The organism is Daejeonella rubra, assembly GCF_900103545.1.
Classification (GTDB): domain Bacteria; phylum Bacteroidota; class Bacteroidia; order Sphingobacteriales; family Sphingobacteriaceae; genus Daejeonella; species Daejeonella rubra.
This window is the reverse complement of record NZ_FNHH01000038.1, coordinates 1-15,150: the sequence shown is the minus strand read 5'-3', so window position 1 is coordinate 15,150 and position 15,150 is coordinate 1. Positions and strand designations below refer to the sequence as shown.

The window sequence follows — 15,150 nt, the reverse complement described above, 5'->3', positions numbered from 1 at the left end:
TTATTTGTTATACAATTCAAAGAAATTTTTACCTGAAAACAAGCTCAGTTTTATAATCTGCTCATTATCAAAATTGTTAATTTTCTGATTCTCTAATTTTCTCTTGTTTATTTTTCAAAATTTGTATCTTGCGCCCTCTTTTAAAATTAGTATAAAAAATACGGATATGGGAATAATGAGTTTTTTGCGGAACCGTGCAGGGATAATCATCGTTGGGGCTATTGGTTTTGCAATTATTGCTTTCTTAGTAAGCGATGCGGTACAAATGGGCGGATCATTTCTGCATGCTGATCAAACAGAAGTTGGCGAAGTTGATGGTGAAGCAATTCCAATCCTGGAATTTAATGAGCAGGTAGAACTGAACACGAATAACTTTAAGCAACAAATGGGTCAGAGTAATCTGGATCCACAGATGACATCCTATATAGTTGAAAATACCTGGAATCAATTCGTGTCTAAGCTTCTGATGAAGAAAGAGATGAATCGATTAGGTTTACAGGTTAGCAAGAATGAACTGAATGATTTAGTTACAGGAAAAAATCCTGATCCACAGATCATCCAAAACTTTGGTGATCCTAAAACGGGTCAGTTAAACAGAATGCAGCTAAATTCTTTCCTGGATAATGTTAAGACTCAGCCAAGCGACAGTCCGGTGAGCCAGCAATGGACCGCCTTCCTGTTAAATATTCGTGAAGGTAAAATGGCGCAGAAATATACTAATCTGATTAAGAACAGTATTTATGTGACCACTCTTGAAGCAAGAGAAGATTATAGCCAGCGTAATAAATTGGCAAATTTCAGTTATGTAAATCTTGATTATAATTCAGTTCCTGATAATCAGGCTAAAATTACTGATCAGGATTACAGTGACTATTATAATGAGAATAAGTTTCGTTTCAAGAATCCATCTGAAAGCAGATCTTTTGAATACATAGTATTTGATGCAAATCCTTCAAAAGCTGATTCAGCTGAAGTGATAGCAGCAGTTCAAAAAATTGCAGCAGATTTTAGAACTTCAACAAACGACTCTTTATTTGTTAGTATAAACTCTGAAACAAAATTGCCGGTTAACTATGTTCGAAGAGGACAATTAGATCCGGCTTTAGACTCATTAGTATTTAAGGCTTCAAGTGGAACTTTTATTGGTCCGATATTCACAAATGGATCCTATAAAATGGCTAAAGTTATTGATGTTAAGGTTGGTCCCGACTCAGTAAAGGCAAGTCATATATTAATTAATCCTGCTGCTGAAGGTGGTATCGACAAAGCAAAATCAAAAGCTGATTCAATAAGGAATTTAATTTCAGGTGGAGCCAGCTTTACCGAATTAGCCGCTAAATTTGGAACCGATGCTTCCAAAGATACTGGAGGTGATCTTGGTACGTTTGCAAGAGGTTCGATGGTTCCTGCTTTTGAGGAAGCTGTATTCAACGGGCAGACTGGTGATTTGAAAGTGATAACAACTCAGTTTGGAGTTCATGTAATTAAGATCAATGCACAAATTGGTTCTTCAAAGGTTGTAAAAGTAGCGTTGGTTGATAAATCATTATCAACAAGTAATAAAACTCAGCAGGAAGCATATGCAAAAGCAACATCTTTCCTTGCTGCGGCAAAGAATGATAAGGCATTTGATGAAGAATCCAAGAAATCAGGATATACTAAACAATTAGCGGAAAATGTAATACCTACCCAGGCTGCTGTTGAAGGTTTGGATAATTCCCGTGAAATGATCAGATGGGTTTTTGGATCGGATAAGGGTGATGTTTCAAATCAGGTATTTGAAATGGGCAATAAATTTGCTGTGGCAAAGGTTGTTGATGTATTTGAAAAAGGCACATTGCCTTTAGATCAGGTTAAGAAGCAAATTGAGCCAATGGTTATTAAACGCGCCAAGGCACGTTTACTTTTAGAGAACATGAACAAAGCAGTTACAGGCTCAACTTCTATTGAGCAGGTTGCTCAAAAGGCTGGTAAGCCGGTAACACCTGTGCAGAATATTGTATTTGCAAATCCTGTTATTCCCGGACTTTCACAGGAGAATAAATTGGTTGGTACCATTTTTGGGTCACAGCCAGGTAAATTATCAAAACCTATCGAAGGTGATCAGGGAGTTTATGTTTTTGTGGTAAATGGTTTTAGTAACCCTGCACCCCTCACCAATGCCTTTAAACAAAAGGTTCAGGTTGCTCAGAGCATTCAGCAACGTGCTTCAGGTGAAGCATATAAAGTTTTACGCGATAATTCAGATATTAAAGACAACCGCGTAAAATTCTTTTAACACCTTATTTCATTAACTTTACATCCGGAAGTGATTCTATCGCTTCCGGATTTTTTGTTTTAGCCGGTATCATAATTCTGGACCGGACAGTTCAATAATCTTTAATTCAAGTAAATGGACATTCAGGAAAATATTATTAATAAGGTAGCCCAGAGCGGCCTTGTGAGCCTTGATCTTTCAGACCTTTATCCTGCCGGTGAACGCTATTTTTACGATATAAAGGATAATCTCTTTCATGGCCTAATGCTCAGAGAGAAAGATTTTAGAGAATTTATTAAAGGGCATAACTGGGAATCCTATTCAGGCAAGCATATTGCCATAGGTTGCTCAGCTGATGCAATTGTACCAACATGGGCCTATATGCTTCTGGCTAACAAGATGGCTCCGTTTGCTAAAACTGTAGTCTTTGGGGACCTTAAATTACTTGAGACGATTCTTTTTGAACGTGAATTGAGCAAAATGGACATGGAAAAATACCGTGATCAGCGGGTGGTGGTTAAAGGATGCGGTGAAATTGCCGTTCCTGATGCTGCCTATATTGATATTACGGTAAAATTGTCTGCTGTTGCTAAAAGTATCATGTACGGTGAACCCTGTTCAACGGTTCCTATTTTTAAGCGTTCCGGATCAATTCCGGATCAAGTCCGGAATGACACGGATCAAGCCCGGAATGACATGGGGCAAGCCCGGAATGATTCCGGATCAAGTCCGGAATGACACTTATAGAAGTTCGGAGTGACGATAATTAATTACGGAATGACTATTGATATAAAGGAATTGTTGTCGGAAAGACCGGCCTTTATTGAAAAAATATGCTAAGAAAATTATTAATTATTTTTCTGTTATTAACGGGTTCGTCTGCATTCGCGCAGGGACTTAAGAGTAATGGTGAGCCAGTATTTAAAGTTGGTGAAAAGCTTCAATACAGGCTTCGTTATGGTTTTATTACCGCTGCTGAAGCATCCATAAGAGTGGAAGAAACCACTGCAATATTCGATAATAAGCCAGTTTATCATCTGATAGCAGAAGGGCGGACAGCAGGGTCATTTAATGTTTTCTATAAAGTCAGAAATCGGTATGATTCCTATGTTGACCAGGAGACTATGAGTCCATACCTTTATACAGAGAATATTCGTGAAGCAAATTATCGCCGCAGTGATAAGGCACGCTTTTACCAGGATGAAAAAAAGGTTGTTTCCAATAAAGGTACATTTAAAGGTAATGGACAGACATTTGATGTTGTATCAGCTTATTACTTCGCACGCAACCTGAATATTTCGAAGCTTCAGGTGGGAGATAAATTTAGTATGGATTATTTTCTGGATGACGGAATTAGCAAAATGGAGGTGCAGTATATTGGAAAAGAGGTAGTTAAAACTTCTCTGGGATATATACGATGTATCAAGTTCAGCCCATCGATACAGCCTGGAAGAATATTCAGAAAGAATAGTAAATTATATCTTTGGATCACGGACGATGCAAACCGTATTCCGGTTAAGGCTCATGTAGAAATACTTGTTGGGTCTGTTACACTTGAGTTAATGTCTGCCGAAGGACTGAAATATTCCATGGGAACGGCTAAATAATAAATTATGATTGAAGTAAAGAATACCCTGGTTCACGAGGATATAGTAAGTGAAAATTTTGTTTGCAACCTGAATAAATGTAAGGGGATATGTTGTATTGAAGGTGATTCCGGTGCACCTCTGGAACGGTCGGAGCTTGCTATTCTTGATGAAATATATCCCAGTGTTAAACCTTATATGACCGAAAAGGGGATTGCAGTGATTGAAGAATTTGGCACCTATGTCAAGGACTTTGAAGGCGATTATACCACACCCTGTGTTGACACTAATAAAGAGTGTGCTTATGTCATTATGGAGAATGGTATTAGTAAGTGTTCCATTGAGAAAGCTTATGAAGAAGGGAAAATAGGATGGAAGAAACCAATTTCTTGTCATTTATATCCCATTAGAATTACTAATTATCCGGAGTTCGAGGTTCTTCATTATGACCGATGGAATATCTGTAGTCCGGCATGCAGTTTTGGAAATGAATTAAAAGTTCCGGTTTATCAGTTCCTAAAGGAGCCACTTATCAGGAAATATGGAGCTGACTGGTATAATGAGCTTGTTGAAAAAGCCAAATGAGATAATTAGTAAATTAGGAAATGAGTAAATTAGCAAATGGGAGTGATGTCTAATTACGAAGAATCTTCTTCGCGCCTGAATAAAGTTTCATTCGGTTCAGATTAGTACAGTAATAAATAATAGCAATCGAGATTTTACAACCTATAACGTACAACTTAGGACTTATAACTTAATACTTACTACTTTTAACTTTCCCTAATGAAAGGAATCATACTCGCAGGAGGCTCGGGGACGAGGCTTCATCCGCTTACTCTCGCTGTCAGCAAGCAACTCATGCCGGTTTACGATAAGCCGATGATCTATTATCCTTTATCTACCCTCATGCAGGCTGGTATCAAAGATATTCTGATCATTTCTACACCACACGATCTTCCAAATTTTGAAAAACTGCTGGGTGATGGGTCAAGAATAGGTTGTAACTTCTCCTATGCAGAACAGGCTATCCCAAATGGGCTGGCACAGGCTTTTGTGATTGGAGAGGAATTTATTGGGAATGATGATGTGGCTCTTATACTTGGCGACAATATTTTTCATGGCGATTCCATCAGTAATCTATTGCCATCTATACAAAACCCTGAGGGAGGTGTTGTATTTGCCTACCAGGTTTCTGATCCTGAACGCTATGGTGTAGTAGAGTTTGATAAGGATTTTAATGCTTTATCCATCGAGGAAAAGCCGCTGAAGCCGAAATCTAATTATGCAGTGCCAGGTTTATATTTCTATAATAATTCAGTTGTTGATATAGCAAAAAATATACAGCCATCACCGCGCGGAGAATATGAAATAACAGATGTGAACCGTGAATATTTAAGACAGAATAAGCTTAAGGTAGGTGTATTAAGCCGCGGAACGGCATGGCTTGATACCGGGACATTCAGCTCACTAATGCAGGCTGGTCAGTTTGTTCAGGTTATTGAAGAAAGACAAGGTTTAAAGATCGGTTGTATTGAAGAGATTGCCTATCAAATGAAATTTATTAATAAGGAGCAACTAAGAAAAATCGCTGAACCGCTCAGGAAAAGTGGTTATGGGGAGTATCTTTTGGGATTGACGAGGTAGATTAATTAGGCTTTCTATCTGGTATGGAAATTACCTTTAAAATTGTAATTTTAGATTACATGACTAATTACTTTTTCCTAAAATAGGTTTAAATAGCAATCAAAACCACCCCCTTCCGGCGCTCAAGCCAACACTCCCCCCGCCAGCGGTGGACAGCATAACGGATAAAGAAATTGCATTCAATATTGGATTTTTAGTTTACATCAAAATTCCCTAGACTCCCAGTGTCCACCGCTGGCGGGGGAATTAAAGGGGGTGGTACCTTCGCCAAAATCCTGATAAACAACATTTCCATAAAAATCTTTCCTCCATTGCACTCTTTTTAAAAAATCACTTATCTTGTTGTATGATTTTGATTAAATAAATTATTAAAAACCGATTGTGTCCCAAAAAAATATAAACATGAAAAACAACCGCAGAGATTTTCTAAAAATCGCCGGAATGGCAGGGATTGGTGTGGCAGGAGTAAGTGTGATCAGCAGCCTTTCAGCTTGCAATGATTCCGGTCAGGTTTCAAAGGTTCCGGTAGCGACAGAAGAAAATATGGATGTAAGTAAACAAAGTATCATTGGTTTATATGGATCATGGGCCTATTCAATAACTGAAAATAAGATCCCTGATTACTCTTTCAGGAACACGAAATGGCAGGATATTGAAAAGTGGAGGGTGGCGGCAAAGGAGCGCGTTCAGGATCGTTTGGGTATACCTGATATTGGCGGTACCCCAAAAGTTACCGTCAGGAAGCAATTTACATATGACGGATTACATATCGAAGAATTAAGCTGGTCTTTACCTTACGGTCGTACTACTGAGGCAATTTTATTGAAACCTCAAAATGCTAAAGGTGCATTACCTGCTATTCTTGCCTTTCATGATCATGGAGCAAATAAATACTTTGGAACCAGAAAAATCACCAAAACATCTGATAAGCAGCATCCTGATATTGTATCTCATCAAAAGGAGTACTACAGTGGCTTAGCATGGGCAAATGAAATTGCTAAACGTGGCTATGTGGTGTTAGTTTCAGATGCATTTCCTTTTGCAAGCCGCAGAGTGATGCTTCAGGATGTTCCGGCTGATCAAAGGAATGGCTTAAACGATCAAAACCCCGAAGATTCTGCGAATATAAAGGCCTACAATACTTGGGCTGCTGCACATGAACATACAATGGCCAAATCTTTGTTTAGTGCAGGGACAACCTGGCCGGGGGTATTTTTTGCGGAAGATCAGAAAGCACTTGACGTATTGTGCGCCCGCAAAGATGTTGATGCAACAAAAGTTGGTTGTGGCGGCTTGTCGGGAGGTGGAATGAGGACAGTTTTTATGGGCGGGCTCGATCCGAGGATCAAATGTGCAGTATGTGTAGGATTCCTTACCACCTGGAAAGATTTCATTCTTCATAAATCATTTACCCATACCTGGATGACCTATGTTCCTATCCTTCCAAAGGAAATGGATTTTCCTGAAATTCTGGGACTGAGAGCACCGCTTCCAACCCTGGTGCTGAATGATACTCATGACGGACTCTATACGCTCCCAGAAATGGAGGCTGCAGATAAAATATTGGCTGAAGTTTACAAAAAGGCAAATGCCACAGATAAATACAAATGCTCCTTCCATCCGGGGCCGCATAAGTTTGATAGTAAGATGCAAACCGAGGCATTTGATTGGTTTGATCAGTGGTTGAAAAGTTAATTTGTCGATGAGAGAATTAGCAAATTAGCAAATGAGAAAATTAGCAAATGGGAAGGCTGTGTAGGGCGGAACTTCTCTGGTGCTCGCGTTTCGCGCGTTCCTTCCCTATCCGTAAAGTTTAGCGCAGTGTCTCCAATGGTCAATAAAAAAGAGTCCCCTGACTCCACATTGTAAATAAATTTTACTGATCGAAAACCAAAAAATCATTGATTCAGAATAAATTCCTGACCTTGAAATATGGTATATTGTTGTTGTATTTTCAGGACTGAAACTATTGCCCCCACTTTCCTAAAATCCAACTGAATTTAACTTATTGATATGGCAAAAAACAAGAAAATAGAAGTCAAAGGAACGGAAATTGCTATTTTTCAAGGTGAAATGAGTGATTACATTTCACTTACCGATATGGCACGTTACCGGGATACTGAAAGAACAAACTATATCATTCAAAACTGGATGCGAACCAGAAGTGCGATTGAGTTTTGTGGACTTTGGGAGCAAATGTATAATCTCGATTTTAAAAGCATCGAATTCGATGCCTTTAAAAATGAGTCAGGGTCAAACAGTTTTTCACTTACACCTCAAAAATGGATTGACTCTACAAATGCTAAAGGCATAATTTCAAAATCAGGAAGATACGGTGGTACTTTTGCACATCGTGATATTGCTTTTGAATTTGCTACATGGATAAGTGCCGAATTCAAATTCTATTTTATAAAAGAATTTCAGCGCCTCAAAGCCGATGAAAGCGACCGTCTAAAATTGGACTGGAACCTGCAGCGAACTTTAGCTAAAGTAAATTACCATATCCATACCGATGCCATTAAACAAAATCTGATACCGCAAGCGCTTGCAAAAGATAAAATAAACTTTGTGTATGCCGATGAAGCCGATATGCTGAATATGGCTTTGTTTGGAATGACCGCAAGGCAATGGAGAGAAGTCAATCCCAAAGCTGAAGGCAATATCCGGGATATGGCAAGTATTGAACAATTGGTGGTCTTATCCAATATGGAAAGCATCAATGCCATATTAATACATCAGGGATTGCAACAAAATGTACGCCTCGAACAATTAAACACCATCGCCATCACTCAAATGAGCTCATTGCTGGCCAATAAACAATTGAAACGATTGAAATAAACACCATAGGACTTAAAATCTTTTTTCCTGTCCGATTTCTAAGCGCAGCGTCTACGGATGTTCAATAAAAAGGAGTATTTCGACTCGTTTATAAAAATAAATACGCTTCTATTTTTATCCTTAAAGTCAAATTTGTTCTTGGTTTCACGAAGGTCCCTCTCCTGCTGAAGGGCAGGATTCGGGATGACAATTGTTTTAGATTGATTTTAATCTTTTTTTAGGCAAATTAATTTCTTTTAATCTTGCTATAAATTGAAACGGGATTTTAGGCGTCATGCCTTTTCCCCCCAGCAGCAGTAAATCAAAAGCAAAAAAGGGGCTATGTGAGAATGGGAAGGGCATTGTTTTACCCTTCAGTAAAACGCAGCCCGTGTTTTGCTTTTTGTGTGCGGCTGGTCTGCGCCGGCTGCCTTGTCCAAAGGACTCCTTGAGAGTGGGAAAAAATGGGCTTTTGTTTCTTTTGGCCTTCAAAAGAAAGAAATATCAGTGCTTGCGCAGCGCGTGCTCGAAAAAAGAACCACCCCCTTTAATTCCCCCGCCGGCGGTGGACACTGAGCGTCTAGGAAAATTTGACTAATACTGAAATAAGTTTACAGGTTTCACGATTTCCCTCACCGTTAGCGCACGCGTTTCGCGTGTGCTTATGTAATTTAAATCTTTATAAATATCTTTTTCCTGTACAAAAAATACATCATTAACCATACCAGTGCAAGTCCGCCGAGCGCTTCAAGTGCATTATGAAAGGGTTCCGGTACCGGAGCATATAATCCGGCGAAAAGAATATGTGATGTATGAGCAAAATCAATAAAATGGTAAGCAAGGTAAATTGTTAATGAATTCATACCTATAACCTGGAAAAAGAAGGCCCATCTCTGGTATTTTAACATATCAATGATATAATAAAAGAGGCCTAAGAAAATAAATGCCATTCCGGATGTAAGAAGAATAAATGAACTGGTCCAGAGGTGTTTATTAATAGGGAAATGAAGACTCCAGATAAGTCCTATAACTATTCCTGCAATACCTGCCAGTAATAGATATGACAATTTCTTGCCGTCTTTCCAGCTTGTTCTTAGCATATCGCCTGCAAGAGATCCCAAAACTGTAAGACAAAGAGCGGGAAACTGAGTCAGGAGGCCGTTTTCATCATATGTTTTTTGCAGAAGTCTTCCGGGAAGAAAATGCCTGTCAAACCAACCGACCAAATTTCCTTCCATAGTGAGATTTCCAGCGCCAAAGCCCGGAACAGGAATAAGGAAGAGTACAGCATAATAAGTTAATAAAATTCCGGCAACCCAGATTATTCGGTTTTTCCATGAAAAATTTAGATATAAGAGAGTAGCCAGAAATCCCGCCACCCCAATTCTGCCAAGCACACTTGCCACCCGAATCTGAGAAGGTTCAAAAAAAGTGACGGGTTGATTTTTATCCAGGATCCCCAAAACGATTAGAAGCAACATTCTTCGGAATGCTTTTTTATACAGTTCAGATTTGCTGAGCCCTTTTTCAATGCCTTTTATAAGCGAGAAAGGAATGGAAACACCTGCAATGAACAGAAAGAGTGGGAATATGAAGTCGTAAAAAGTAAAACCATTCCAGGCCGGATGTTTTAATTGTTCAGCTATCCAGTCTACCCAAGCTAACCCGGTTTTATTCTCCAGTAATACCAGAAATGTACCACCGCCTGCGATCAGAAGCATGTCAAAACCGCGAAGTGCGTCGATGGAGAGTAGTCGTTGGGGTTTAGTGACTGCAGGGTGAGGGTTTGTTTGATTTTGTATTTTCATTTCTTAGGTGAGGGCTATTTTAATATTAAAATACAATACTTTACCTGAAAAATATACAAATTAATTAATATTTAGGTTGTTCTGCTGCTGCCGAGGAGAGAATGAGATTATTAAAGGATTGGGAGGTTCAGGCTGGAACCGATAGTTATCGGTTGATAAATCGTGGGAGAGGTTCCAGACTCCGCGAAATGACAAATCGTGAGGGAGGTTCCAGCCTCCGCTGGAATGACAAATCTGGAGGGAAGTGAGGAGATTCCAGCCTCCGCTGGAATCGGTTCTGGTTACTTACCTAATTTAACGAACCAATCCGCTGCAAGATCATGCCAGTCGGGGTTATGTTTTTCAATTAAATTATTTTTCCAGGATCGTTGCCAGACCTTTAGTTGTTTTTCCCTGGCGATAGCTAAGTTCACATCAGCAAATACTTCATACCACACAAGAATATTGCAATTGTATTTACTGGTGAATCCATAAACGAGCTTTCTTTTATGCTCATATACTCTTCTACGGATATTGTTTGTAAAACCGATATACAAAACGCTATGATATTTATTAGCAAGCATGTAAACAAAATATTCCTTCATCCCTCAAAATTGCAATCCCCTAAATACCTAAAGAAAATAAATGAGTAATAGGACCGCATCATTTATTATACGGTTCCGCATTGCGATTCCAGCGGAGGCTGGAATCTCCACTACTCCCCTCTAAAGCTTGTCATTCCAGCGGAGGCTGGAACCTACAACCCTAAACAACGCATGTCATTCCAAGGCTGGAATCTCCTCAAATCTCCATCATGATTTTTCAACCGATAACTATCGGTTCACACGAAGGATTGAACCTCTTAAAATATTCCACACAGCATCATACCCAAATAGCCTAACCGGACTCTTAACTGAAATGTAGAGAAACAAGGCTAAACCGTGATATAGCTTATTTTAAAATACAAATATTCACACGAATATATTTTATTCAACCTCTTCTGTACAATCAAGCAAAATTCTTCTTAAATTTCTCCTCATGTTCAATTAACAACAGAACCTCATGAAAAATAACCGCAGAGACTTTATTAAGATAGCCCTTCCGGCTTTCGCCGGAATGACAACAGCTCTCGCCGTTCCAGCCTTCGCCGGAACCGATAGTTATCGGTTGACAAACGCAGCACCCAGGAATGAAAATATAGATTCATCAGCTTATTTGAATCGTCCTCAGAATTTCAATATGTCAGGGTATGCTGCTCCAAAATTAGAGACAGTTCGTATAGCTTTTATAGGTACCGGTAACCGTGGTTCAGCTGCTGTGGGCAGGATGAGTAAAATAGGCGGAGTTGAGATCAAAGTTATCTGTGATTTACGCCCTGAAAAGGCCAATGCTGCTCTAAAACGAATTGAAGGTTCTGGACAGAAACCTGCCCTGGTCACTGGAAATGCTGAAGCCTGGAAAAAAGTATGCGAGCGTGATGATATTGATCTGATCTATATTGCAACTCCATGGGCATTACATACACCAATGGCTGTTTATGCTATGGATCACGGGAAACATGTTTGTACAGAAGTTCCTGCAGCTACCTCAATCGAGGAGTGCTGGCAACTGGTAGAAAGTTCTGAAAGGAACCGGAAGCATTGTATGATATTGGAAAATTGCTGCTATGATTTCTTCGAGTTGCTCACTTTGAATATGGCAAGACAGGGTTTCTTCGGAGAAATTGTTCATGCTGAAGGGGCTTATATTCACGATCTTTTGTCTGGTGATTTCTCTAAAGATAAATACTATGACTTCTGGCGACTCAGAATGGATGCTAGCAGGAAGGGTAATTTATATCCTACCCATGGCCTGGGACCAGTTAGTCAGGTGATGAATATTAATCGGGGCGACAAAATGGATTACCTGGTTTCAGTTTCAACAAATGATTTTATGATGGGCGAAATGGCTAAGAAACTTGCGGCCACTGATGACCTGTACAAGCAATTTGTAGGAAAGCCTTTCAATGGAAATATGAATACCACTACTATCCGGACCAGCAAAGGTAAAACCATTATGCTGCAGCATGATGTAACCTCACCAAGACCTTATTCGAGAATTCATTTGTTAAGCGGGACAAAGGGTACAGCACAGAAATATCCTTTACCGGGCAAAATTTCCACAAGTCATGAAGGTTGGATCTCTGAAGCAGATTTTAAAATACTGGAAAAGAAATATGAACCTGCTATCGTAAAAAAGGTGGGTGAGCTGGCAAAGCAGGTTGGAGGGCATGGTGGGATGGACTTTCTTATGGACTGGCGTAATATCGACTGCCTCAGAAATGGATTACCTGTTGAACAGGATGTGTATGATGCAGCACTCTGGAGTTCAATTTTTCCATTGAGTGAATGGTCTGTAAATAACCGATCCAATTCTGTTGACGTTCCTGATTTTACCAGAGGAGCCTGGAAAACCAATGTGCCGGTGGATATTTCAATGTCGAGGGGTGGGAATACGGAGGTGAAGTTGTGATGGGTTGTCAGTTATCAGTTATCAGTTATCGGTTGTCAGGATGTGCAATTTGTAAATGAATACAAAATTTCTTTGTTCCTTGCTCCTTAATCTTTGCTCAGTGTATATTAATCACAGCATAGAGAAATCTGTTAGTTAGGGGTAAGGTTATGATGTAAACCCATTTTAGGACAAAACTATTCAAGAACCACCCCCTTTAATTCCCCCGCTCCAATGTAGTCCTTCGGACCGGCGGGGGACACTGGGCGCCTATGAAAATCGTGCTTAAAAATTAAATTACCTATACCTAAACGAAATTTTCTTATCCGATTTGCTGTCCACCGCTGGCGGGGGGAGTGGAGCCATTAGCGCTGGATGGGGGTGGCATTATTGTATAATTAGTTAGTAATTAGGTGGTTAGTAATTAGTGGTTAGATGGTTAGGACTAAGGCTGCTAATTAGTTAAGGCACTAATTATTCCCTAAAACCTTGTCATTTCGTAAATGCGATTCAAATTTTCTGTTTGCAGTATCAATCACAGCATGGAGAAATCTGTTGGTTAATGGTATGGTTATTATCTAAACCCATTTTAGGACAAAACTATTCAAGAACCACCCCCTTTAATTCCCCCGCTCCAATGTAGTCCTTCGGACCGGCGGTGGACACTGGGCGCCTATGAAAATCGTGCTTAAAGATTAAATTACCTATACCTAAACGAAATTTTATTGTCCGATTTGCTGTCCACCGCTGGCGGGGGGAGTGGAGCCATTAGCGCTGGATGGGGGTGGCATTATTGTATAATTAGTTAGTAATTAGGTGGTTAGTAATTAGTGGTTAGATGGTTAGGACTAAGGCTGCTAATTAGTTAAGGCACTAATTATTCCCTAAAACCTTGTCATTTCGTAAATGCGATTCAAATTTTCTGTTTGCAGTATCAATCACAGCATGGAGAAATCTGTTGGTTAATGGTATGGTTATTATCTAAACCCATTTTAGGACAAAACTATTCAAGAACCACCCCCTTTAATTCCCCCGCTCCAATGTAGTCCTTCGGACCGGCGGTGGACACTGGGCGCCTATGAAAATCGTGCTTAAAGATTAAATTACCTATACCTAAACGAAATTTTATTATCCGATTTGCTGTCCACCGCTGGCGGGGGGAGTGGAGCCTATAGCGCTGGAGGGGGTGGAATTATTGTATAATCAGTTAGTTGGTTAGTGATTTTTGGTTAGGATTTAGGCTGTTGATATAATAATCCCATAAAAGCTCGTCATTTCATTATGCTAGCGCATCGCCTGTGGCGTGTGCTTTTTAAGCTAAATTTTGATTGAAAGGTACAATTGAGAGTTGGAAAAATCTAATGCTGGGGGCAGTTTTTTTTTAATTTAAAAGCCAATTCATTGCAACAGATTTCTACGCTGCCAAATCTATATCAAGCTAATACCAAGTGGCTATGTTATTCGGAGTTTAGTCGCACTTTGTTCGGACTTTGTTCGGACTTATGACAATCGTATCCGACTAAACTATGTCTAAGCCCTGAATTATCTATAAATAAAATTTGTATCATATACGGTCTCTTTATTATCTTTATGTTAATCAGACCTTTAGGAAACATTATGGCTATTATAACAGGTGGTATAAATGGGGGCTTCATTGGTAAAGCAGGCAGCGTAGTAGGATATTGCCAGCATGGCAAATGGGTAATGAGGGGCTTACCCAGGTTATCCCCAAAAAATAAAAAAGGATCGGTTGATCAGAACATCTGCCGCTCGAAATTTTCTAAAATGCAGTATTTTCTTGGACCGATCCTGCCTTTTATCCGTATCGGGTTTAACCTGGAGGCAAAACGCAAGGGTAATACTGCTCACAATTCTGCCAAATCATGGAACATGCTGAACGCCTTTGACGAAAACGGGGAGATCAATTATTCCGCTGTCCGTGTCAGTTCTGGCAATTTGCCCGGTGCTGCAGATGTTGCTGTCGAAACAAATGGAAATGAATTGGTCTTTTCCTGGAGAGACAATTCAAACGAAGTCCCAAACCCGGAACATACCGGATTACGGGAAATTGACCAGGTAATGCTGCTTGCTTACAATTCCCAATTTAATGTTATACGGTTTGTGATGAGTGGTGCAAGACGTTCTGCAGGCAGGGAAGTATTAAATATTGGATGGTCAAAACCAGGTCTGGAGGTGCATACCTGGATTTCTTTTATCGCAGACGACAGGCAGAGTATTGCGAATAGTACTTATGCCGGAATAGTGGTTTTTTAAAACCCTTTAAGGGTCTGTTGTCAGTTGTCTGTTATCAGTTGTCTGCTAAAAATGCCTCACTCTAGTTTGTTAGTTGTTTAGTGATTTTTGGTTAGGATATAGGCTGCTAATTAAAGGCAGCAATAATAATCCCATAAAATCTCGTCATTTCCTTTGGTCAATGAAAGAATATTTATTAGCTATTACTATTGTTGAAATGGGGGGTCCGGGGGGTGTTAATAAACTAAAATCTTTGTGAATAACGTTTAAATAAAAGGCAGGGTGAACTTTCGTCATTTCTAGTTTTCCAAGACTT

At 39.7% G+C, this 15,150-nt stretch carries 11 protein-coding genes and 1 pseudogene; 9 read left to right on the top strand and 3 right to left on the bottom strand.

Annotated features, from left to right (window positions below):
* Nucleotides 1-175 precede the first annotated feature (175 nt).
* The 7 genes and pseudogenes from BLR27_RS18890 to BLR27_RS17125 all read left to right on the top strand — a co-directional run bounded on the left by BLR27_RS18890 (nucleotide 176) and on the right by BLR27_RS17125 (nucleotide 8,325).
* Entirely contained in the window at nucleotides 176-2,278 is a 2,103-nt protein-coding gene (locus tag BLR27_RS18890) for a SurA N-terminal domain-containing protein (RefSeq protein WP_322787834.1), read from the top strand.
* 114 nt (nucleotides 2,279-2,392) lie between these two features.
* Nucleotides 2,393-2,899: pseudogene (locus BLR27_RS17150) on the top strand (DUF2480 family protein); the annotation flags it as partial.
* Nucleotides 2,900-3,090: 191 nt separating this feature from the next.
* Entirely contained in the window at nucleotides 3,091-3,864 is a 774-nt protein-coding gene (locus tag BLR27_RS17145; protein WP_090706935.1) for a DUF3108 domain-containing protein, read from the top strand.
* A gap of 6 nt (nucleotides 3,865-3,870) precedes the next feature.
* Nucleotides 3,871-4,428, top strand: a complete 558-nt coding sequence (locus BLR27_RS17140) for a DUF3109 family protein (protein WP_090706934.1) — start codon at nucleotides 3,871-3,873, stop codon at nucleotides 4,426-4,428.
* Nucleotides 4,429-4,626: 198 nt separating this feature from the next.
* Nucleotides 4,627-5,487 carry a glucose-1-phosphate thymidylyltransferase RfbA gene (gene rfbA / locus BLR27_RS17135; protein ID WP_090706932.1) on the top strand — a complete coding sequence of 287 codons (861 nt, stop codon included), beginning with the start codon at nucleotides 4,627-4,629 and terminating at the stop codon, nucleotides 5,485-5,487.
* Nucleotides 5,488-5,889: 402 nt separating this feature from the next.
* On the top strand, nucleotides 5,890-7,182 hold the full coding sequence (locus BLR27_RS17130; RefSeq protein ID WP_176767741.1) for a dienelactone hydrolase family protein: 1,293 nt from the start codon (nucleotides 5,890-5,892) through the stop codon (nucleotides 7,180-7,182).
* A gap of 318 nt (nucleotides 7,183-7,500) precedes the next feature.
* On the top strand, nucleotides 7,501-8,325 hold the full coding sequence (locus BLR27_RS17125) for a KilA-N domain-containing protein (RefSeq protein WP_090706930.1): 825 nt from the start codon (nucleotides 7,501-7,503) through the stop codon (nucleotides 8,323-8,325).
* Nucleotides 8,326-8,520: 195 nt separating this feature from the next.
* On the opposite strand, the gene BLR27_RS17120 is transcribed toward BLR27_RS17125, so the two are convergent.
* From BLR27_RS17120 to BLR27_RS17110, 3 genes are all read right to left on the bottom strand, one after another.
* Nucleotides 8,521-8,796, bottom strand: coding sequence for a hypothetical protein (locus BLR27_RS17120; RefSeq protein ID WP_090706928.1), 276 nt, complete (start codon nucleotides 8,794-8,796; stop codon nucleotides 8,521-8,523).
* A gap of 179 nt (nucleotides 8,797-8,975) precedes the next feature.
* Nucleotides 8,976-10,112, bottom strand: a complete 1,137-nt coding sequence (locus tag BLR27_RS17115; protein WP_090706926.1) for an acyltransferase family protein — start codon at nucleotides 10,110-10,112, stop codon at nucleotides 8,976-8,978.
* A gap of 281 nt (nucleotides 10,113-10,393) precedes the next feature.
* Nucleotides 10,394-10,696: a GIY-YIG nuclease family protein gene (locus BLR27_RS17110; protein WP_090706924.1), complete on the bottom strand. Its 303-nt coding sequence runs from the start codon at nucleotides 10,694-10,696 to the stop codon at nucleotides 10,394-10,396.
* 457 nt (nucleotides 10,697-11,153) lie between these two features.
* Between BLR27_RS17110 and BLR27_RS17105 the strand changes: the two genes are divergently transcribed.
* Both BLR27_RS17105 and BLR27_RS17100 read left to right on the top strand, forming a co-directional pair.
* Complete coding sequence (locus BLR27_RS17105; protein WP_090706923.1) at nucleotides 11,154-12,602, top strand: Gfo/Idh/MocA family protein; 1,449 nt, start codon at nucleotides 11,154-11,156, stop codon at nucleotides 12,600-12,602.
* Between the two features lie 1,596 nt (nucleotides 12,603-14,198).
* Complete coding sequence (locus BLR27_RS17100) at nucleotides 14,199-14,855, top strand: DUF6266 family protein (protein WP_143007779.1); 657 nt, start codon at nucleotides 14,199-14,201, stop codon at nucleotides 14,853-14,855.
* Nucleotides 14,856-15,150 lie beyond the last annotated feature (295 nt).